The sequence below is a fragment of the Oceanihabitans sp. IOP_32 genome, from assembly GCF_009498295.1.
GTDB classification, from domain to species: Bacteria; Bacteroidota; Bacteroidia; order Flavobacteriales; family Flavobacteriaceae; genus Wocania; species Wocania indica.
The window spans coordinates 1,783,632-1,805,089 of record NZ_CP040813.1; the positions used below are offsets into that span (position 1 = coordinate 1,783,632).

At 35.1% G+C, this 21,458-nt stretch carries 16 protein-coding genes; 4 read left to right on the forward strand and 12 right to left on the reverse strand.

Annotated features, from left to right (window positions below):
* Nucleotides 1-25 precede the first annotated feature (25 nt).
* The 9 genes from FEZ18_RS07435 to FEZ18_RS07475 all read right to left on the reverse strand — a co-directional run bounded on the left by FEZ18_RS07435 (nt 26) and on the right by FEZ18_RS07475 (nt 13,298).
* The gene (locus FEZ18_RS07435) at nt 26-2,497 is read right to left on the reverse strand and encodes a TonB-dependent receptor (RefSeq protein WP_153267735.1); all 2,472 of its coding nucleotides are present in this window, start codon (nt 2,495-2,497) and stop codon (nt 26-28) included.
* A gap of 155 nt (nt 2,498-2,652) precedes the next feature.
* The gene (locus FEZ18_RS07440; RefSeq protein ID WP_153267736.1) at nt 2,653-4,071 is read right to left on the reverse strand and encodes a hypothetical protein; all 1,419 of its coding nucleotides are present in this window, start codon (nt 4,069-4,071) and stop codon (nt 2,653-2,655) included.
* A complete protein-coding gene (locus tag FEZ18_RS07445) occupies nt 4,068-5,015 on the reverse strand; it encodes an alpha/beta fold hydrolase (protein WP_153267737.1) in 948 nt (315 codons plus the stop codon). The genes FEZ18_RS07440 and FEZ18_RS07445 overlap by 4 nt, the downstream gene beginning before the upstream one ends.
* Nucleotides 5,012-6,517 carry a class I adenylate-forming enzyme family protein gene (locus tag FEZ18_RS07450; protein WP_153267738.1) on the reverse strand — a complete coding sequence of 502 codons (1,506 nt, stop codon included), beginning with the start codon at nt 6,515-6,517 and terminating at the stop codon, nt 5,012-5,014. The genes FEZ18_RS07445 and FEZ18_RS07450 overlap by 4 nt, the downstream gene beginning before the upstream one ends.
* Entirely contained in the window at nt 6,505-8,001 is a 1,497-nt protein-coding gene (locus FEZ18_RS07455) for a sodium/pantothenate symporter (protein ID WP_153267739.1), read from the reverse strand. Before FEZ18_RS07455 ends, FEZ18_RS07450 begins: the two co-directional genes overlap by 13 nt.
* Nucleotides 8,002-8,352: 351 nt before the next feature.
* Entirely contained in the window at nt 8,353-8,514 is a 162-nt protein-coding gene (locus tag FEZ18_RS14675) for a putative toxin-antitoxin system toxin component, PIN family (RefSeq protein WP_228122667.1), read from the reverse strand.
* A gap of 365 nt (nt 8,515-8,879) precedes the next feature.
* Nucleotides 8,880-10,439 (reverse strand): L-aspartate oxidase, encoded by a 1,560-nt coding sequence (nadB, locus tag FEZ18_RS07465; RefSeq protein WP_153267740.1) that lies wholly within the window; start codon nt 10,437-10,439, stop codon nt 8,880-8,882.
* Between the two features lie 5 nt (nt 10,440-10,444).
* On the reverse strand, nt 10,445-11,371 hold the full coding sequence (gene nadA / locus FEZ18_RS07470; RefSeq protein ID WP_153267741.1) for a quinolinate synthase NadA: 927 nt from the start codon (nt 11,369-11,371) through the stop codon (nt 10,445-10,447).
* A gap of 118 nt (nt 11,372-11,489) precedes the next feature.
* Nucleotides 11,490-13,298 (reverse strand): hypothetical protein, encoded by a 1,809-nt coding sequence (locus tag FEZ18_RS07475; RefSeq protein ID WP_153267742.1) that lies wholly within the window; start codon nt 13,296-13,298, stop codon nt 11,490-11,492.
* Between the two features lie 250 nt (nt 13,299-13,548).
* On the opposite strand from FEZ18_RS07475, the gene FEZ18_RS07480 reads away from it, so the two are divergent.
* Nucleotides 13,549-16,140, forward strand: a complete 2,592-nt coding sequence (locus FEZ18_RS07480; RefSeq protein ID WP_153267743.1) for a phosphoenolpyruvate carboxylase — start codon at nt 13,549-13,551, stop codon at nt 16,138-16,140.
* A gap of 44 nt (nt 16,141-16,184) precedes the next feature.
* Nucleotides 16,185-17,291 carry a DUF6920 family protein gene (locus FEZ18_RS07485; protein WP_153267744.1) on the forward strand — a complete coding sequence of 369 codons (1,107 nt, stop codon included), beginning with the start codon at nt 16,185-16,187 and terminating at the stop codon, nt 17,289-17,291.
* A 51-nt stretch (nt 17,292-17,342) separates the two neighbouring features.
* Here the strand turns inward: FEZ18_RS07485 and rnc are convergent, their stop codons facing one another.
* The 3 genes from rnc to FEZ18_RS07500 all read right to left on the reverse strand — a co-directional run bounded on the left by rnc (nt 17,343) and on the right by FEZ18_RS07500 (nt 19,677).
* On the reverse strand, nt 17,343-18,083 hold the full coding sequence (gene rnc, locus FEZ18_RS07490) for a ribonuclease III (RefSeq protein WP_153267745.1): 741 nt from the start codon (nt 18,081-18,083) through the stop codon (nt 17,343-17,345).
* 99 nt (nt 18,084-18,182) lie between these two features.
* A complete protein-coding gene (gene fabF, locus FEZ18_RS07495) occupies nt 18,183-19,433 on the reverse strand; it encodes a beta-ketoacyl-ACP synthase II (protein ID WP_153267746.1) in 1,251 nt (416 codons plus the stop codon).
* 10 nt (nt 19,434-19,443) lie between these two features.
* Nucleotides 19,444-19,677 carry an acyl carrier protein gene (locus FEZ18_RS07500; RefSeq protein ID WP_007647141.1) on the reverse strand — a complete coding sequence of 78 codons (234 nt, stop codon included), beginning with the start codon at nt 19,675-19,677 and terminating at the stop codon, nt 19,444-19,446.
* 275 nt (nt 19,678-19,952) lie between these two features.
* Here FEZ18_RS07500 and purN point away from each other — a divergent pair, with 275 nt between their 5' ends.
* Entirely contained in the window at nt 19,953-20,525 is a 573-nt protein-coding gene (purN, locus tag FEZ18_RS07505) for a phosphoribosylglycinamide formyltransferase (protein ID WP_153267747.1), read from the forward strand.
* Nucleotides 20,526-20,565: 40 nt separating this feature from the next.
* The gene (locus tag FEZ18_RS07510; RefSeq protein WP_153267748.1) at nt 20,566-21,207 is read left to right on the forward strand and encodes a viroplasmin family protein; all 642 of its coding nucleotides are present in this window, start codon (nt 20,566-20,568) and stop codon (nt 21,205-21,207) included.
* The last annotated feature ends 251 nt before the right edge of the window (nt 21,208-21,458 follow it).

Sequence of the window (21,458 nt, forward strand, 5' to 3'; positions counted from 1 at the left end):
CAAAGATGCTTTCTAACAATATTGTTTATTTGTTTTCAAAAAAATTGATATTGTATTTTAACTCTAAAGAAATTAAGGTTTCTATAACTGGCGAGGCCACAAACTCTCTAATTTCGGCATTAAATAAATTGGTAATGCTAAGGCCTAAGGATAAGTTGTCATTAAAGTTATAGCCCGCATTGGCATCGACCGTGAAACCGCCAAGTTGACCGTAATTCCAAGTTCTGCCATTTTGAGCATTTTCAACAATTTCATTAACCCCATCGCCATCTAAATCTTGTGTTTTGGCTGCCACGTTTATACCGGAGAAGAAATCGTATTTCTGAACATATCTTCCGTAAATAGCACTGTAAAACTTCCCTTTGTTGTAGTGAAAACCTAAACTAAATTTATGGTTTGGGGTGTTAATGGGTAATTCGCTTTCTAGAACTTGACCATCTAAATTTCCATCGTTTGCAAGATCATTTTTATCTAAATCACGATCAAAATACGAGTAGTTAACAGTGGCTCTAAAGCTATCAGAAAAATAATAGTTTAAGCCCAAATCAAAACCATAAGTATCTACGCTACCAAAGTTTAAATACGTTAACACAAATGCTCCAGTAGAACCTGGAATTACATCTGCTAAAGCTTGGTCGCCTATCTGGGTTACAAAATTGCCGTTGGCTGCATCGGCAATATTTACTAAGGGACTAATAAAATTATCAGATTGGTTATAATACGCATTGGTGTCGATAAATAATTTATCAGATAACTGGCCTTTAAATCCTATTTCGTAAGAGTTAATGGTTTCTACATCTAATTTCGCGATTTTGGTGCCATCTGTTAATGTAAACCCTTCGCCATTACCTAAAACTAAACCACCAAACAGGTTGCCTTTAAGATTCAAAATAGAAGGTACCGCAATACCTTTACCATAAGTAATTCTAAAAGTACCCTTATTTATTTTTTTGGTTACCGCTACTTTTGGAATAAAATTAGTGCCGTATAATTCATGATTATCAATACGTCCACCTAACAAGAAATTTAATCCAGAATCTAACTTATACTCTAATTGCGTGTAAACTCCGGTCTGATCTAAGTCGATACCTCCTTCATCTAAAAGATAAGTGCCTTTAGAGTCTGCCATATCCAACTGGTATTGTGCGCCTAGAGTTAAATAAAACCGGCTCCAATTATTATTGTACTGGGCCTCTGCATTAAAACGTTTTGAGGCATCTTTAAAAAGGGCACCACGTGGAAGTACTAATCCAGTTCCTGGGCCAGTAGGGAACCATTGTTCTGTAAACGAACGCTCGCGTGCTTCTGCCTCAGAAAAACCATTATTTATAAACGACACATAATTTTGTGTGCGTTGATTAATGGCATAGGTGTCTTCTGTTTTACTCCAGGTGTAATAGGTGTTAGCAAAAAAGTTTTTCGACACAAATTTTAATTGCGCCACGTCAATACTCCAATCTTTTATTTGGTTTCTACCGGCATTGGTAACCCCTAAATTGTTGTTGTTACTATGGCCGTAATATCCAATAATCTCAGAATCATCACTTGGCTTAAAGTATAATGACGCTCCATATTTTTGAGAATCGAAATCGCGATCTAAATCTAATTCTTTATAAGCTGTGGTTCCCACATATACGCTATCGGTGTAGTTAAATTCTGTACCTTGAGACCTTTCAAAATGAAATTTATAGGCGAATTTATCGTTTATTACTTGGGCATGTCTCAGCCTAGCCGTGAGCACATTTTGGTTTCCCGCACCTATGGCAAAAGTTGTACCTTCAGATTGTCTTGGGTTTTTAGTAATGGTGCTTACCAGACCATTATGTGCGTTTGGACCATAGAGTGTGCCATTTGGCCCTAGTAATATTTCAACACGCGAAATATCATCTTTTGTAACCGTAGAGAAAGAACCCATTGGTAATCCTGTAGCGATTAAGGTTGACAACCTGTCGTCGGTAACTTGTAAGTTTTTAGAATTAAAAGCCGAGTTAAAACCTCTAATATTTATTCCTGTGCCCAAAACACCGCTTCTTACAAAATCGACACCTTTTTGTCTAGCCGCCAGTTCTCCTATATTAAAGCTTGGGAATTCCTCAATATCTCTTGCCGAAATGACATTTACCGTGGCGGGTACATCGGTGATTTTTTGTGGGGTTTTGCTTGCCGTTAAAATTACCTCATCTAAAATGCTATTAGACTCGCTTAACTGGGCATTTAATTGCGTTACGCTCCCAGAAGTTACAGAAACACTTTTATTTAAAGTGCCGTAACCAATAAAAGATACAGACACATTGTAGGTGCCTTCTTCAAGGTTATCAAGACTAAAATTTCCGTCGTAATCGGTAACGCTTCCTTGGTCTAAATTTTGGATATATACTGTGGCTCCAACGAGGGGCAGGCCCGATGTATCTGTAATTTTTCCCTGAATACTTCCAGTGGTTTGAGCACTTACAACCAGAGAACTAAATAATATAAATAAAGAGCATAATTTTTTCATGACACAAATAGGATTTAAGTTCAATTTATATGGCAATCTATTATGAAAAAGGAAAGCAGTGCTTAAAAAAAATCTTAATACGAAGTATGACTTTAATTGTAATTTTTAAAGAGCAATAAATAGTTTTACTTTATTTATAGTACTATAAAGCGATTTTAATTGATGTGTGACTTTAGTTTTAAAAAGGCCTCTGGTAAATTATTGGAAAGGGTATCGATAACCCGAATCATGAGTTGTTTTTGATTTTTTGTGGGCTCAATACCTATTAGAGGTGCTTTTATCTCATCTAATAAGCGTGAGGTATTTATCTTGCCTTCCATATATCTGGAAAGCGATATGCTCCAAGAGATATTAGGTACATAATTACTTTGTTTTTGTCGTTCAATCTCTTTTTCAGTCAAATTATATTTTGCTGAAAGCTTTAAAACTTCGTTGTATTTTTCTTCAATAATTAAGACGTTAATAAAAGACGTAAAAAAATGATGCCATCGGTGTTTAAACACCTCCTTTTTATATTTTCGCAAAAATGTTTTTGCTGTATTTTCAGCAAGGGTATTTTTTTTAAGTTCGGATAACACACGTATTTGGTATGAACAGTAGCCAATTTTTTGATGGTAATTATGTGTCTCGACGTATAAATCTTGATAGTCTTCTAGGAGTTTATAGGCTTTTTCTGGTTTGTTATTTCGTAATAAAATAGCTACCAAATTATTTAAATACATTAAAACATCGTTATTGTATTGCCTAATCGATAAATAGCCATAGTACTCGGCTTCTTTAAGCTCATCTTGTTTGGAATGCAACAATACCCGGCTGGCATAATAGTTAGAGAGCAAACGTCTGGAGTACATTTCGCCTTGACTAAAGTAATCGTCAATTTGATCAAAAACCACTTTTAACTTATCATGCTCGTTGTAATTGGTATACATAAAAGCTACTAAAACAAAGGCTTGGTATCTGTTTTTACCATCAATATTTTTATTGTTAAACACTTCAAGCAACCAATTTTCTAAATGTTTGGTTTCGTTGTTATGGAGTGTGTATTGGTTTGTAATTTCTGTAGTTGCTCGATAGAGTTTCTCCTTAATGGTTATAGCTTGGGCATAATCTTGTTTATAAGTTTCTAAAAAATCGGCTATGATTTGATGGTCCTTATAACGCATTCTCACTAAGAGATAAGGTTTGTATTCTTTAGCCAGTTCAAACAAAACCTGAAAACTGAAGTCTGGATTTTTATAATCTTGAATATAGTTTAGGAACTCTTTTTCTTCATGGGAAGTAATGGCATCGGTAAGAATCTTTTTTGTTAACGACATCAACCAATTAATTGTATTATCGACATCAAGCTTAGTTAATTTGTTTTCAACCCAGTCTTTAATATAAGAATATTTGCGTTTGTTGATGGATGTGTCGAAGTCCTGAAACCTGTTTTGAGACAGTGCATTAGCAATTAACAATTCCACGATTTGGAGTTTTTCAGGATCGGTAAATCGGTAGCTGTCTTTTAGATATTTGGCCTCGTTTGGTAATATAGTTTTACTAAATTCGGTAAATTTTTTAAGCTTGGTTTTCATTGTTTAAAATCAACAAATTGCTGAATTAATTGGTTTACTTCAAGAGGTTTTTCAAATTGAACAAAATGACCTGCATCTTCAACAAAGGCAAGTTTTACCTGTTTTATTTTTCCTGAAGTGCTATTAGCCACACTTTTAACGGTTAAACCAGGATTAAGGTAACGATTAGGTATTAACATATCTTTATCCCCGAAAATGACGAGCGTGGGTTGTGTTATTTTACTTAAATCCTCATTTACAGGATCGTCTAGCATTCCAGAAATACTCTTTACAATGGCTTGGCAATGGGCATTAAAATCTGAGGCTAAGGTAATTTGTTTTCTATCGTTAATCATCTTAAAAGCTTCTTTTGGCTGTACATAAAAATTAAGGGCATAGTTTTTTTCTATCTGCTGGTCTGTGGTATTTTTTATCACTTCTGGGGTAAAAAAGCCCTTTAAAATACCTGCATTAATCTCAGAAAACTGTTCGAGACCCGCAGGGGCCACAAGAATTAGTTTTTCTATGGCTTCTGGATAATTTACGGCCAGCTTTACACTAGCTTGTCCGCCCATAGAATGTCCTACAAGGACAACTTGGTTTAAATCTAATTTCTCAATAAATTTATTTAGATGATCGGCAAAATAAGAGGGGGTGTAATCTGCTTTGGGCTTAGACGATTTCCCGTAGCCAGGGAGGTCTAAAGCAATGCAGGTATAGGTTTGTTTTAAGGTTTCGATGTTTTTGTACCAGGCATCGGCATTACTGCTTAAACCGTGTACAAACAGTAAGGTTGTTTTACCAGAACCTTCTTTAATATAACTTATTTCTAAGCTATCAATTATGGCGGTATGGTTCTTAAAATGGTAAGGAGAAAGTATGTCTTTCATAAGTTTTTCTGGATTTTGCGAGAATAGAGTCGTGTTGGTTAATATGAGGATACACAGAAATGCTAATCGTTTCATTGTTCAGATGTTATAGAATTAAAGTAATTGTAAAGTTGTTTTCTAGACACTTTACCTAAAGATGTTAAAGGAATCTTATCTAAAATAAAAATATATTTGGGGTGTTTATAAGGCGCTAAGTTTGTTTTTAAAAACGCACGTATTTTTGCTACCGACATGTCTTTTTTAGAACTGGTTACAAAGGCTATGCCGCATTGTCCCCAAGTGTTATGTGTGGTGCTTAACACGACGGCTTTTTTAATACCTTTTAGGGCTTCTAATTGTGTTTCTATTTCTTGCGGATAAATGTTCTCGCCCCCCGAAATGTACATATCGTCTTTTCGTCCTTTCATATATAAAAAACCATCGCCATCGCGAGTTACATAATCGCCCGTAAACAGCCAGCCCTTTTTAATTTTTTCGTTTGTTTTAACCGAGTTGTTCCAGTAACCAGGGGTTACAATAGGGCCTTTTATACATAATTCGCCTACCTCATTTGGTTTCACACGAACGCCTTTTTGGTTTACAATTTTAGTTTCTAAATAAAAATTAGGTTTACCAATCGAGTTGGGTTTTAATTGAGCCATTTTATGATGCAGTGAGGTGATGCTTGGTCCTGCTTCGGTTAAACCGTAACCTGGGCGGATATAAATATTTTTTTTACTTTTCCAAAACGACACCAATTCTTGTGGTACTTTTTCGCCCCCAGAAATAATATAGCGCAATTTTTTTAGGTTTACGGCTTTAAAAACAGCTGTTTTTTGCATCATGAGGAGCATGGTAGGTAAAGCCATAAATAATGTGGTTCTGTTAAGTTCTAATAAACACAGTATTTTTTCGGCATCAAATTTTTCTAACAAACCAATGTGTGCACCTTTGTGCAACAGAGGAGTTACAAAAATATTCCAACCAGATGTATGGTAAGGCGGTAGGGTATTTATGGTAGAATCTCTAAAGGTTATGCCTAGTTGCATAGAGGTGTTTAGGCTATTCCAGAACAGCATCTTATTGGTGTAAATCACCCCTTTTGGCTTGCCCGTAGTTCCAGAGGTATAGAAAATAAATAAGGGGTTATTTGCTTTTATCTGAAAGGTTTTCACTGCTGATTCTTGAGCGTTGTTATAATGGTGTTTTAGAGTTTTAAAAGTGATTTTTTTAAAATTAGTATGGGGTAGCAATTTAACTTTGGCTTCATGCGTTGTACTGTATACAAGTAAACTTGGTGTACAATCTAAAATAAGTTTAGAAGTTTCGTTTACAGATAAACGATAGTTTAATGGGACCATAATAATCCCCATACGTTGGCAGACTACAAAAAGCACGATATATTCTAAACGGTGTTCTGATAAAACGGCTATTCTATCGCCTTCTTGTAAATCTAAGGTTTTAAATTTTTGTATTAAACGATTGGCATAGTGGTGTAGATTGCTGTAGGTATAACTCGTATTGGTGTCATACGAGGTAATAGCAATTTTGTCTGGCGTATAATCTGCCCATTTCGCTATCCAATCTAGTGTACCCACGTTTTATTTTTAGCATCTAATTTATAAAATATATAACCAACTAGCACAGAACAAACAATACCAATAGCAGCCGAAACCCCAGGATTGTTTACGGGCTCTTGCATATAAGGTGTTATCCGGCCGTAATAAACCCCAAAATGTACCACAATGGCCGTGATGCTGGCTATAAAAACCGATCGTGTTGACACATTTTTTAGGAAGGTGCCAAAAAGAACGGGCACAAAAGCGGCTGCAAAGTAGGCGTATACGCCATTTTGAGCAAATATGGCAACGCTAACGTTGGGGTTTTGAATTTGCTGCCAGCTGAGCAAAAAGCTTATCAGCCCCAACACAATTATCACGCCTTTATTAATGGCAATTGTGTTTTTGTTATATTTATTTTTAAATAAGGGGTTAATAATATCTGATGTAATGGTAATGGATAGCGATTGTATTAAACTCTCTAAAGTAGAAAGCCCAGCAGAGATTAAACCCACTACAATAACCAATCCAATACCAACAGAAAATTTAGTGACCACATAGGTTGGTATTATTTCGTCCATTCTTAGTTTTTCGTCGTTAACCATAAAATCTGGAAAACTAATTCGGGCATACAAACCCACTACCACCACTAAAAAGAAAATAATCATAAACGAGATACCACTAAATAAGTAGGTGTTTATCTTGCTAGGGTCTTTTAATAGTAAAGATTTTGTAATAATGTGTGGTTGGCAAACGATAGCTACTCCAATGACTACTTGAGCCACAATAATTTCAAAATAATCGCGAAACAAAAAACTAGAGGCGTTTGTTGGTTTGGTTAAATTAGGATCTATGGCGTTTAATTTATCTATAAAACCAGTTATTCCTTCAGAAAAATAATGGTAACCTGAGCCAATTAAAATAAGAGCCACGACACACATAATTATAGCTTGAATGGTGTTGGTATACACCATCGAGTTAGCGCCTCCAAACATCATATATCCGAATACAAATATGGTAATTGCCATAAGCACATAAAAAGGATCGGCGTTAAGGGATTTGGATATTACTTGTGTGAGCCCGACATTAATAAGCACTATAAATGTAATGAGTAATAGCGCTATAATACCAAAGAAAAACGCGTAAGTTTTACTTTTGTAACGTTTTCCTATCCATTGCGCCATGGTTGTTGCTTTTACCGCATTTCCTTGTTTAACAAAGCCTTTTGTAAAAACAATAAGGGAAATAAAAGCAGCAATGGGCAACACAACAGCAAAAGAAATCACGCCAGAAAGTCCGTAAAGTGCTATAAACCCTGGGTTAATAATAAATGTCGCAGCACTAGTCATAGACGCCGCTAAAGACAAACCTACTACCCAAGCAGGAAAGCCAAGATTACCAACGGCATAATCTTTTATACTCGTGTTTTTGCGAGCGCCACGCACAACAAAATATAAAATGACTACAGCGTAAACTGCCAATAAAATCCACATGTAGGTTACCCATTGATTTGATGCTATCATTTTTATAAAAGTCTTTAAAAAACAAATAACAACCTTTAAATTATTTTAGTTATTCATTTTTATTTTTTGAGAGGTATGACTTTTGATTAAAATATGAATAAAATTGAGTTATTAATATAATATCGGTACTTTATTTGAGTATGACTTATAATGTGCTTGTATGATTGGTTGCATGATTAAAGTACTAAATTAGCAAACCTATCTGCTGGGTTAATTACAGGACTTCTTGTAGGAGTTACATTTATTCAATACGCTCAATACTTTCTGAAAAAATTAAAATCTTGTTGTTCTCGATTTTTTCAAGTATCAATAAGTCCTTATCTTCAGTAATTAAATATTCAGCTTTGGAAGCTACAGATAGTTAAGTAAAAAGTTGTCTTTTTCATCTCGACAAATCTTAATATCAGATTTAACTTCTATTAATTCTCCAAATTGGCCAAGGTGCTTAAGGATTTTCTCAATATCTTTTTTCGAGAAGTACTTTTTAAATTTTGGACCACTTACAACATCCATAGATTCTTCGAGTAATTCGCTAGAAAAAAATTAATATAAAGCTCTTGCTTTTAGTTAGTTAGTTAATTTCACTGAATTTTTTTGTAATTAGAAAGCTAATCCAAAGATTTGTATCGCGGATTATTTTCTTATTTTTCATATCGTGATTTTCTCGCTTGCTCAACTTCTTTAGTTATTTCCTCTAATGAAATTTCATCATTGGATTTAGCTCTAATCTTTGATTTAATGAATTATACTCAAATAACGAATCTTTTCAGCATGTAGTAAAATACTTTTACAGCTTTTTGGGAAACTATAAAAATCAAACTTAGAGGTTTTAAACAGGATTATAAAAAAATCAAGCCAAAATATTCCAAACAGATTACTTAATTAACAACATTATCCACATTAAAATAACCACCCTTATTTTCTTTTCTACTCAAAGACTGATTGATAATTAAATGCGCCACATTTATCATATTGCGCAATTCGCAAAGTGGGGTCGATAGTTTTGATGTTTTATAAAAATCTTCCACCTCGTTATAAATTAAATCCAGGTGCTTTATGGCTTTTGTTAACCTGTCGTTGCTTCTAACAATACCCACATAATTGCGCATTAAAGCTTGTAATTGTTGCAGGTTGTGTTGAATTAAAATATGCTCTTTAGGGGTCATGGTACCTGCATCATTCCAAACGGGAATATTCAAATTTAAAGTTTGAGAGCGATCTTCACTTAAATATTTAAAAATATTATGAGCATAAACTAAAGCTTCTAATAAAGAATTTGAAGCCAAGCGGTTCGCACCATGCAATCCTGTTCTTGCACATTCGCCGCAAGCAAATAGATGGGGTATAGAGGTTTTTCCGTTTTTATCCACATGAATACCACCACACAAATAATGCGCGGCTGGCACCACTGGAATCCAATCGGTTTCTATGCTAATATTATGTGATTTGCACTTATTATAAATGTTGGGAAAGTGCTTTTTAAACGCTGTTATATCCAAATGGGTGCAATCTAAAAACACATGCGTATCTCCCGTTTTTTTTAATTCACTATCTATACTTTGCGATACGATATCTCGGGAAGCCAATTCTGCTTTTTCACTGTATTTGGGCATAAAGCGTTCGCCTGCTTTATTTCGTAAATAGGCGCCAAAGCCTCTAACCGCTTCCGATATTAAAAATGAAGATTGATTGCCCAGCGCATTGTACATGGCTGTTGGGTGAAACTGCACAAACTCCATATCGGCTATTTTTGCCTTAGCTCTGTAAGCCATTGCAATGCCATCGCCAGTAGCAATTACTGGGTTTGTTGTATGCCCGTAAACCCAACCAATACCACCTGAAGCCAAAACGGTATGCTGTGCTTTTATGGTTAAAATGGTTTCGGTTTTTTGGTCTAAAACATAAGCCCCATAGCAGGCATCAATTTTTGGTTTCACCTCTGTTAAGTGGTGATTTGTAATTAAATCTATAGCGAAATGATGGGGTAAAATACGAATGTTTTCCAATTGATGTGCCTTAGTTAATAAGGCCCGCTCAATTTCAAATCCTGTAATATCTTTATGGTGTACCACACGATTTTCTGAGTGGCCACCTTCTTTGCCTAAATCTAAATTTCCGCTGGTATCAAAATCAAAATTAGCGCCCCAAGTTATCAGTTCTTCCAAGCGTTTTGGGCCTTCCTTTACAACCATTTCTACTATAGTAGGGTCACAAAGTCCGTCGCCAGCATTTAGAGTGTCTTGGATGTGTTTCTTAAACGAGTCCTTTTCAGAATTTAATACCACAGCTACACCACCTTGTGCGTATTTGGTGTTAGATTCTTCTTCGTTAGACTTCGTGATTATAGTTACGGTTCTATCTGGAAATTTTTCGGCAATTTTAACCGAAAACGTTAAACCTGCAATCCCAGAACCAATAACTAAATAGTTTGTAGTCATTTGGGTTATTTTGATAATTCTAACATGCGCTCAATAGGCAATAAAGCACGATCAATAATAGCCTTATCCACTTCTATTTGAGGCGATTCGTTAAGCAAGCAATCGTGTAATTTTTGAAGCGTATTCATTTTCATAAAATGGCATTCACTGCAGGCACAGGTATTATCTTCTTTAGCAGGCGCAGGAATTAATTCGGTATTCGGCATTTCCTCTTTCATTTTGTGCAGAATACCAGCTTCGGTGGCCACAATAAATTTATGATCTTGATGCTGTTTTACATAATTAATCATACCTGCTGTAGAGCCTATATAAGTCGCGGTATTTAAAATATGCTCCTCAGATTCTGGATGGGCAATAATTTTGTAATCTGGATATTTTTTATGAAGGGCAATAAGCTTATCCATCGAAAATGCTTCGTGCACCACACAACTACCATCCCAGAGCAACATATCGCGTCCCGTTTCTTTAATGATATAAGCCCCAAGGTTTTTGTCGGGTGCAAAAATAATTGGGGTGTCTTTAGGAATAGAATTTACAATTTTTAAAGCGTTAGATGAGGTACATACAATATCGCTTAGTGCTTTGATTTCTGCCGAGCAGTTTACATAAGTAATCACCACATGGTCTGGGTGTGCTTTTGTGAACTTCTCGAAAGCCTCTGGCGGACAAGAGTCTGCTAGAGAGCATCCTGCATTTAAATCGGGTAGAACCACTATTTTATCAGGACTTAAAATTTTTGCAGTTTCTGCCATAAAATGGACTCCCGCAAAAACGATGATATCAGCATCGGTTTCGGCAGCTTTTTGTGATAATCCTAAGCTATCACCAACATAGTCTGCAATATCTTGAATTTCTGGTACTTGATAATAATGGGCAAGAATAACAGCATTCTTTTCCTTTTTAAGCCGATTTATTTCTTTTACTAGATCCATGGCTTTTAATATTTTTAAAATTAAAACAAGGGATAGCTCTATCAATTACTTAGAGGCTATCCCAATTATAATCATGTTATACTAAAATTTATTTTTAATCTTAATTTAAAAACGGTTACTAAGCAGCTACAGCAGATAATTTTTTAATTTCTACATGAATTTCGTTTAAGGTTAATTCGCTTTTTTCCAATTCCTTTAAAGCCGAAATTTTTATATCTTCAAATACACCTTTTACGCTTTTAAATAGATTTTGATAATACAACACGCCTTCTTTCATATTATTGGTAAAGTTAACGAGGTATTTTTCTTCTTTTTTATTAAAGGAAGCTTTGGCTTCTTCTAACTTATTTTTTAAATAATCAATATAAATATCCAGCTCTTTGATAAATAGATTTGGACGATCTTGACGGGTTATCATGTTCGCTCTTCCGTAGATATGGTCGGTCATTTCCTTTAAACTCATAACCTTAGAGTAATACGCCATGTTTGGACCTGGACAAATAGAAACACCTGCACCTTCAACTTTAGTATCTAAGTTGTATTTTAATAAGGCCGACGTGCCTAAACCAACACAGGTACAGGACTTCTCTATAATTTTATGATAAGCTTTCTCATATTCTTCTTTAGGGAGTTCTTGTTCTTTTAGAGCTTTTATCTTTAAGTGTTGAAACTCTCTAGAGGCCGTACAAATACCAGTTTCTTTAAATTCTTTGTTCAAGGCAACAAACTTTTTAGGGCACGAACTTCCTGGCCTATTTTTGTCGATTAACACCTGTTTTTCTAAATCTTTGGTATTGCCTTTTAAGCTGTTAAATGGCACGCCTAATGGTGAGATGTCACTTAAATACAAGTCTTTTTCTTCAGCATCAACCAATTTCTGTATGGTAGCATCATCAACCGTAGTGGCTTCGGGTACAAGTAAAAATGGCGTTCCCCAACCCACAGCGTCAAGATTGTAATGCTCTAATAAAAACTCATGTTCTTCGTTTGTACCCACACCACCTTGAGCTGTTATTTCGAAAGATAGCGCATTAGGAACCACTTTGTTTTGGTTTAAAAGCTCTTGCTTTAAAAGGGCTTCAATGGTTGTTTGAAGTTCTTCTTTCTTCTCTTTAAACTCGGCTAAAACAGGACCTAAAAGGTAGCCGTCTGTGGCAAAAGCATGGCCGCCACAATTTAGTCCAGACTCAATTCTATACTCAGACACCCAAAGGCCTTTTTTAGCTAAAAACTTTCCTTGTATTAATGCCGATCTGTAATCACTAACTTTTAAGATTAGTTTCTTTTTAAAGACCCCATTTTCATCAGGGAAGAAGTCTTTAAACTGAGACATATAGGTGTAAAGCCTCGGATTCATACCTGCAGAAAGTACAATCGAAGAATTTAATTTACTTTCTGCAAAGCCTCGTAAAGCCGCATGTGCATCGTTGTACTCTGTGGGTAATTTTTCTTTCTTAACATAATTTTCTCGATCCAGCTTAGTCATGATATTCACATCTATACTGCCCATATATAAATTATTGTTCGCCCATTTTCTAATCTCAGAAAAATCGAATTCTTTAGATGTTAGTTTTTTAAATTCAGCCTTTAATTTAGAGCCGTCTGGCAGCATATTAATATAGGCTTGTAAATCATCACTTTTATTATTAGCCATTTGCTTTAAAGATTCGAATTTCTCTTCGGCTAAATCGTTTATTAAATTTAAGTATGATGTGATTCTTTTTGCTCTAAAATCTTCTATTTTATCTGTAATCTCAGTGTAAGGAATTTTAAATTTTTCGCTATACATTTTCCTCAACTTCTCAAGTAAAATATCATCAACTAAAGAAATTACAGAGTCCATACCATATTGCGCTACTTTTAGTGGCGAATCTATTGTAAATCCAATACCCATAACTGGAATGTGGAAAGAGTGTGTTTTTTTCATATTGGTTACATAATTAATCTGCAAATATACTCATTTTCTGTAGACTGCATCATCTGTGAGCGTTTTAACGTATTGTAAACATATTTTATAAATTTAGAATAAATTATATAGCAATAAGATGAGTTATTAGTTAATTATTCTTAAAAGAAATTTAGTAAATCCGCAAAATCAATAAAACTGAAACACAGTTAAGTTGATTCGTTAAAGCTTTAGTATTTTTACGTTTCACTTTTTAGCAACCTTATTTTTTATGTCTGTAGAACCAAAATTAACGCGCTTTAATCAAAACGTATTGTCTAAATTTCAAATATACAACAGTATATTTATGACATTGCCTTTTGATTCTATAACCAAAACCGGCGTATTACTTCCCTTATTTCACGAAACTTGTAAAAAAGGTTTTGCCAGTGGCGACGATCCCATAACCATAGTAGATACGTTTTTTAGTAAATACCAAGCCCGACGAAACAAAGAAAGTCAGATTAATTTATTATTCCGCTTTATTCAATACATTGAAAGACAGGTTGTTTTGTTTGATGCTGTTGAAGATGCTGCTTTTCCAATTATTAATAATATGGAAGGCTTAGGCACATTGCGAAACCTTAAGGAAACCGCAATGTCTCAAAATAAAATGGAAGATTTACGTGCTTATCTTGAAGAATTTAAGGTACGTATTGTTTTAACCGCGCATCCTACACAGTTTTATCCGGGTTCTGTTTTAGGGATTATTACCGATTTAACTGAAGCTATAAAGGACAATAACTTAAATGAAATAAATAATTTGTTCGCCCAATTGGGTAAAACGCCGTTCTTTAAACGTGAGAAACCTACACCCCTAGACGAAGCAAAAAGTCTTATTTGGTACTTAGAAAATGTGTTTTACACCTCGTTTGGAAAGATTTATAATTATATACAACAAAATATATACACCGATAATAAAAAGCATAACGAAATTATAAATATTGGTTTCTGGCCAGGTGGCGATCGCGATGGAAATCCGTATGTAAAGCCAAAAACAACTATAAAAGTAGCTAAGAAATTAAAGACGGCTGTTCTAAAAAAGTATTATCAGGATTTAAAAGCTCTAAGACGCAAACTTACCTTTAGAGGTGTAGAAGATAGAGTTATAAAATTAGAAACTCGCCTTTACGATTTTAGCATTAATTTAAATACGGCAAATCCCATTTCTTTACAGGAGTTAACAACGGAGTTAGTTAGCATTAGAGATTTTATTGTCGAGGAACACCAGTCCTTATACGTTAAGGAAATTAACAGTTTATTAAACAGAGTCCAACTTTTTGGTTATCATTTTGCCACTCTTGATATTAGACAAGACAGCAGAATTCACAACAGTGTTTTTAACACCGTTATAAACAGTTTAATTGAAAACGGAAGTGATGTATTTCCTGAGAACTACAATGATTTGTCTGAAAGTGAACAAATAAAAATATTGTCTGAGGTTGGTGGTGCCCCTATTGATGTTAATGCTTTTGAAGATGAAATGGTTAGAAACACTTTAAAAAGCATGCAAGCCATTAAAACCATTCAGGTCACTAATGGCGAGCGTGGTGCCAACAGGTATATTATTAGTAATAACCAAACCGCTTTAAATGTGATGCAATTGTTTGCCATGCTTAAAATGGTTGCCTTTAACGATAACTTAACGGTAGATGTTGTACCGCTTTTTGAAACTATTGACGATTTAGAAAATGCGCCTGCGGTTATGGAGCAGTTGTACACTAATCTGGCCTATAAAGCCCATTTACAAAGTCGGGGAAACAAACAAACCATCATGCTTGGTTTTTCCGATGGCACAAAAGATGGCGGGTATTTGATGGCCAATTGGGGTATTTTTCGAGCTAAAGAATTATTAACAGAAATCTCTAGAAAATACGATGTTACGGCCATATTTTTTGATGGTCGTGGTGGCCCTCCAGCTAGAGGTGGCGGCAAGACTCATCAATTTTATTCGTCTTTAGGATCAACTATTGAAGATAAAGAGGTACAGCTTACCATACAAGGACAAACCATTAGCTCTAATTTTGGCACACTAGAATCGTCGCAATACAACTTAGAGCAGCTTATTAGTTCTGGCGTTGGAAATAGAATTTTTGTAAATCGTAATGAGTTATCTGATGCCGATAGAGTAGTGATGACAGATTTGGCTGAAACCAGTTATCAAACCTATAAAAATTTTAAAAGTCACCCTATGTTTTTACCGTATTTAGAACGCATAAGTACGCTTAAATACTATTCTAAAACTAATATTGGAAGTCGGCCATCTAAAAGAGGGAATTCAGATAGATTAGTATTTTCAGATTTAAGAGCCATACCTTTTGTGGGCTCGTGGAGTCAACTAAAACAAAATGTACCTGGTTTTTATGGGGTGGGTACGGCACTTAAAAAATATGAAGATGCTGGCGAGCTAGATAAAGTAAAACAGTTATATAACAACTCGAAATTCTTTAAAACTTTAATAGAAAACAGTATGATGTCTTTAACAAAATCGTTTTTCGATTTAACGAAATACATGGCTAAAGATGAAGAGTTTGGCGAATTTTGGCGAATTATTTACAACGAATATGAAATTACTAAAAGCTTGCTTTTAAAACTAACGGGTTATGCCAACTTAATGGAGAACGAGCCTACAGGAAAAGCTTCTATTGATATGCGAGAAGCCATTGTTTTGCCTTTGCTTACCATACAACAGTATGCTCTTAAAAAAATTCAAGAGTTAGAAAAAAATGGGGTGGGTAAAGATAATAATGAAAAGAAAATTTATGAAAAATTAGTTACCCGTTCGCTTTTCGGAAATATTAATGCGAGTAGGAACTCCGCTTAAATAGGTAGATTGTGTTCTTGGTTTAACCACAAATAGAAAGTGTTATGCGATTAGCTTTAATTATATGGATTGGAATACATGCAATTATCCATTTGTTTGGGTTTTTTAAATCGTTTGGTATATTCGAATTTAGTGCGATTTCTCAACCTATTTCCAAAACATTAGGCTTGCTATGGCTGTTAGGTTTTGTATTGTTCGCTATTACCGTAGTGCTTTTAATCGCACAATCGAATTACTGGTTTATCATGGGCATGATGGGTGTAATTATCTCTCAATTTGTAATTATAAATCATTGGAGTGATGCAAAATTTGGCACGATAGCAAACCTATTTATATCTATGGCGATAATAGTGGCCTATTCAAATTTTAGTTTTAAGAGTACCATTAAAAAAGAGAGAATAGCACTTTTTAAAAACTTAGAACCCACAAAAGATGATATGGTTACCAAAGAGGCGTTGGTAAACTTACCACCTGTTGTTCAGAAATGGTTAACTCACAGTGGAGTGATTGGTAAACCGTATATTTCTAGCGTGCACTTGGTTCAGGAATTGAAACTAAAGATGAAGCCCGAACAAGCGGCATGGTACACGGGTAGAGCCGAACAATATATTACAGTGGAACCTCCCGGATTTAATTGGAGTATTACTACTCAGATGAACCCTGTTTTAAAAGTTGCTGGTCGCGATAAATTTGAAAATGGCAAGGGGGAAATGACCATTAAATTATTATCACTTATTCCAGTTGCACAAGCTAAAAATGACAAAAAATTAAATCAAGCCGCACTACAACGATACTTGGCAGAAATAGTTTGGTTGCCCTCAGCATCTTTAAGCTCGTATATTAAGTGGGAGAGCATAGATAGCCATTCTGCTAAAGCTACTATGGCGTATAAAGGAACAATAGGATCTGGAGAATTTTATTTTGATGAAAACGGGAATTTTATAAAATTCGTTGCTATGCGTTATCAAGATTCAAAGGCCAGTGAAGCTACTAGATGGACGGTAGTTGCAACAAAGACAGAGGAGCGGAATGGCATAAAAATACCAGTAGAATGTGAAGCGAGTTGGGCCTTAAAGGAGGGTGAATGGACATGGTTAAAATTAGAAATAACCGATATTCAATACCATGTTACGGAGATTAGCAATGACTAGTGAATGACTAAAAACAGATGAAATATTCAAAACAAAGGAATTGGTTAACCACTAAATTTCCCTTGATATTTTATCTTGAAAAGCAAAGAAAGCACGTTTAGAGGCTTTTTCTTCGGCCTTTTTCTTAGAGGTGCCTCTAGCCTTAGAAACCACCTTGTTATCGATAGATAGCTTGACTGAAAAATGCCTAACCTCATCTTTACCCGTGTCTTCATACACTTTATAATCGAAGGTTTTCTTTTCTTTTTGGCACCACTCAATTAGCAAACTTTTATAGCTTATAACCTTACCTTCTAAAGTGGCAATATCTACATAGGGAATTATAACACGCTTAAAAATAAATTTTTCACAATACTTATAGCCTCTATCAAGAAAGATAGCACCTACTAAAGCCTCAAACAAATTACCGTGAATGTTGTCTCCAAATTGTCCAGTAGGTATTTTGCTTTCTACAAAATCTATTAAATTTAGGTCTTTACCAAGCTGGTTTAAATGTGCTCTACTTACAATTTTAGAGCGCATTTTTGTAAGATAACCTTCGTCGCCGCTAGGAACTTCAAGATATAAATGCGATGCAATAACAGCACTTAACATAGCATCGCCTAAAAACTCTAGGCGTTCGTAATTAATAGCATGACCTTTACTGTCTTTAATGTTCATAGAACGGTGTGTAAAGGCTGTGCTATAAAACTTGACATGCTTAGGTTTAAACCCGAGAATTTTAGTTAATTGTAAAAAAAAATTCCCGTTACCTTTAAAACGGGAATTTAATATGTTACGAATGCTTTTCATCTGATGGTTAATATAATTATTGAAATGTCAGATGTAATAAACCTTGTTTCATTTTACTGTAAAAATTAATTTATCGTTAAGGTTTATTGCATTCAGGATTTAATCCATTTTTCTAAATAATACACAAGCATTGTGTCCGCCAAATCCAAATGTATTACTCATGGCTACTTTAACATCTCGCTTTTGAGCCTTGTTTAAAGTTAAATTTAATTCTGGATCAATGTTTTCATCTGCAGTGGTATGGTTAATCGTTGGAGGTACGATACCGTGCTCCATAGCCAATATAACCGAAATAGCTTCAACAGCTCCTGCTGCACCTAACAAGTGCCCTGTCATCGATTTGGTCGAATTAATATTTATATTTTTCGCGTGGTCGCCAAATACTTTTGAGATGGCTTTAAGCTCTGCCACATCACCTAAAGGTGTAGAAGTACCATGCGTGTTAATATGGTCTATATCTTCTGGCTTAAGCCCTGCGTCCCTTAAACAATTTTCCATAACGGTAACAACGCCAACACCTTCTGGGTGAGGGGCCGTCATGTGATGGGCATCAGAAGATAATCCACCTCCTAAAACCTCAGCGTAAATTTTAGCACCTCTTGCTTTGGCATGTTCGTACTCTTCTAGAATTAAAGCGCCACCACCTTCGCCTAAAACAAAACCATCACGGGTACTGTCGAAGGGGCGAGAAGCAGTTGCTGGACTCTCATTTCTAGTAGATAGGGCATGCATAGCGTTAAATCCTCCCATTCCAGCAATGGTTACTGCGGCTTCACTTCCTCCAGTTACTATAACATCGCAATAGCCTAAACGTATAGAGTTTAGAGCGTCGAATATAGCATTGGCTGAAGAAGCACAAGCAGAAACTGTCGTGTAATTGGGTCCCATAAAACCATGTTTTATGGAGATGTTTGCAGGCGCAATGTCCGATATCATCTTAGGTATAAAGAACGGGTTAAATCTTGGTGTACCATCGCCCGCAGCAAAATTTAATACTTCTTGCTGGAAGGTTTCTAAGCCACCAATACCTGAGCCCCATATAACACCAACACGCAACTTATCAACCTTATCCAGATCTAAATTCGAGTCTTCAATAGCCTCGTCTGCTGCTACCATAGCATATTGCGCAAACTTGTCCATTTTTCGAGCCTCCTTTCTATCGAGAAAATCGGTAGCGTTAAAGTTTTTTAATTCGCAAGCGAATTTCGTTTTAAACTTTTCGGTGTCATAATATGTTATAGGCGCAGCACCACTTTTACCACTAATGAGGCCTTCCCAAAATTCGTCTTTGGTATTTCCTATTGGTGTTAAAGCCCCTAATCCTGTGACTACAACTCGCTTTATTTCCATAAATTTTTGCTTATTTTGCAGCTTCTATATAAGATATAGCTTGACCTACTGTAGCAATATTTTCAGCTTGGTCGTCTGGAATTTGGATATCGAATTCTTTTTCGAACTCCATAATTAGTTCTACAGTGTCTAATGAGTCTGCTCCTAAATCGTTAGTGAAGCTTGCTTCTGTAACAACTTCATTCTCGTCAACGCCTAATTTATCAACGATAATAGCTTTTACTCTTGATGCAATGTCTGACATAATTTCTTAATTTTAAGTTTTAATTAAGTCGCAAAAATAAAAAACTTTATTATAATAAACACCTTTACTTGAAAAATGTGTTGGTAATTTACTAAAAATGGTTGTAAGTATTTATATTTTCGCACTTAAATTGTTTGTTATTTTTTTATTTATTTACATAAAACTGGTCTTTTCGGGCTAAAACAAAACACATTTAATTGTTTTGTGAGCCCCTGTTTTTAAAACGGATTAGTGGTTTACAAAACATATTAAATGCTATAATATACACTAAATTTATGAAACGTATTGTAATTTTTGCCTCTGGAAGCGGGACGAATGCCGAAAACTTAATTACCTTTTTTAAAAACAGCAATAAAGCCTCTGTTGTTCAGGTGCTTACCAATAATCCGCAGGCCAAAGTTTTAGAGCGTTGCAAAAAACTAAAGGTTAGTGCGTTAAGTTTTAATAAAATAGCTTTTACAGAAACCGATGATGTTTTAAATATTTTAAAAGCATCAAATCCAGATATTATTGTTTTGGCGGGTTTTTTATGGAAATTTCCAGAAAATATTTTGCAGGCATTTCCTAATAAGGTAATTAACGTACACCCGGCCTTATTGCCTAAATACGGCGGAAAAGGGATGTATGGCATGCATGTACATGAGGCGGTTGTAGCAAATAACGAAACTGAAACAGGCATAACCATTCATTATGTAAATGAACATTATGATGAAGGCGCCATCATTTTCCAGGCCAAATGCGAGGTAAACTCAAATGATTCTGCTCAAGATGTTGCGGCTAAAATCCATGAATTAGAGATGGCGCATTTTCCTAGAGTGGTTGAGCAACTAATCCTTAAAGAAACTTAGAATTTATATTTAAAAGATTTCCGCTTTAGCGGAAAAAAAAATGAGTAAAAAAAAGAAAAAATATTATACCGTCTGGAAAGGCCATAAAACTGGTGTTTTTGAATCTTGGAATGCATGTAAAGCCCAAATTCAAGATTATCAAGGTGCTCTATATAAATCGTTTCCAACTTTTAATGAAGCACAAAAGGCATTTAAAGGACATTATAAAGATTATATTGGTAAAGCCTCGAAGTTTAAAAGTGATTTATCTGCCGAGCAATTAAAGAGAATAGGACAGCCCAATTACAATTCTATTTCGGTTGATGCCGCTTCTAGCGGAAACCCTGGTATTATGGAGTATAGAGGTGTAGATACCAAAACAAAAAAACAACTCTTTATTCAGGGTCCATTCGAGCAGGGCACCAATAATATAGGCGAATTTCTAGCACTTGTTCATGGTTTAGCATTGCTGAAAAATAATAATAGTGACCGAATTATATATACCGATTCTAAAACGGCCATGAGCTGGGTTAAAAATAAAAAGTGTAATACAAAATTAGAGCGTAACGAAAAGAACAAAGCGCTTTTTGATCTTGTGGATAGAGCTGTCGAATGGCTAAAAAACAACAGCTATTCTACCGTTATTGTAAAATGGGAAACTAAGGCTTGGGGAGAAATTCCTGCAGATTTTGGACGAAAATAACGTGTGGCATCTTTCTAAAATAGAATTGAGCCTTAAAACTCGTGTTGATTTAGAAATACGAAGAGGGCATTGGTACGTTATTCTCTTCATACATAAAGGTCTGTTTTTAAATTCTATGAGCAACTTATTTAAAAATCATTAATGTCCGATAAAAGACATAAGACCGCTTCGCTTTTAGACGTTAGAACCAAGGCTAGATTCTAACTAGCTGATTGGCAGAAGTGAATTGAATAATAAAACATCTCATCGCA

Bases quoted from the DNA above. Each gene is read 5' to 3' on its own strand.
- FEZ18_RS07485 (WP_153267744.1), top strand. From the start codon at position 16,185: ATGCGATTAGCTTTAATTATATGGATTGGAATACATGCAATTATCCAT.
- nadA (WP_153267741.1), bottom strand. From the start codon at position 11,371: ATGGATCTAGTAAAAGAAATAAATCGGCTTAAAAAGGAAAAGAATGCT.
- nadB (WP_153267740.1), bottom strand. From the start codon at position 10,439: ATGACTACAAACTATTTAGTTATTGGTTCTGGGATTGCAGGTTTAACG.
- FEZ18_RS07475 (WP_153267742.1), bottom strand. From the start codon at position 13,298: ATGAAAAAAACACACTCTTTCCACATTCCAGTTATGGGTATTGGATTT.
- FEZ18_RS14675 (WP_228122667.1), bottom strand. From the start codon at position 8,514: ATGGATGTTGTAAGTGGTCCAAAATTTAAAAAGTACTTCTCGAAAAAA.
- FEZ18_RS07440 (WP_153267736.1), bottom strand. From the start codon at position 4,071: ATGAAAACCAAGCTTAAAAAATTTACCGAATTTAGTAAAACTATATTA.
- FEZ18_RS07480 (WP_153267743.1), top strand. From the start codon at position 13,549: ATGTCTGTAGAACCAAAATTAACGCGCTTTAATCAAAACGTATTGTCT.
- FEZ18_RS07435 (WP_153267735.1), bottom strand. From the start codon at position 2,497: ATGAAAAAATTATGCTCTTTATTTATATTATTTAGTTCTCTGGTTGTA.
- FEZ18_RS07445 (WP_153267737.1), bottom strand. From the start codon at position 5,015: ATGAAACGATTAGCATTTCTGTGTATCCTCATATTAACCAACACGACT.
- purN (WP_153267747.1), top strand. From the start codon at position 19,953: ATGAAACGTATTGTAATTTTTGCCTCTGGAAGCGGGACGAATGCCGAA.
- rnc (WP_153267745.1), bottom strand. From the start codon at position 18,083: ATGAAAAGCATTCGTAACATATTAAATTCCCGTTTTAAAGGTAACGGG.
- FEZ18_RS07500 (WP_007647141.1), bottom strand. From the start codon at position 19,677: ATGTCAGACATTGCATCAAGAGTAAAAGCTATTATCGTTGATAAATTA.
- FEZ18_RS07510 (WP_153267748.1), top strand. From the start codon at position 20,566: ATGAGTAAAAAAAAGAAAAAATATTATACCGTCTGGAAAGGCCATAAA.
- FEZ18_RS07455 (WP_153267739.1), bottom strand. From the start codon at position 8,001: ATGATAGCATCAAATCAATGGGTAACCTACATGTGGATTTTATTGGCA.
- fabF (WP_153267746.1), bottom strand. From the start codon at position 19,433: ATGGAAATAAAGCGAGTTGTAGTCACAGGATTAGGGGCTTTAACACCA.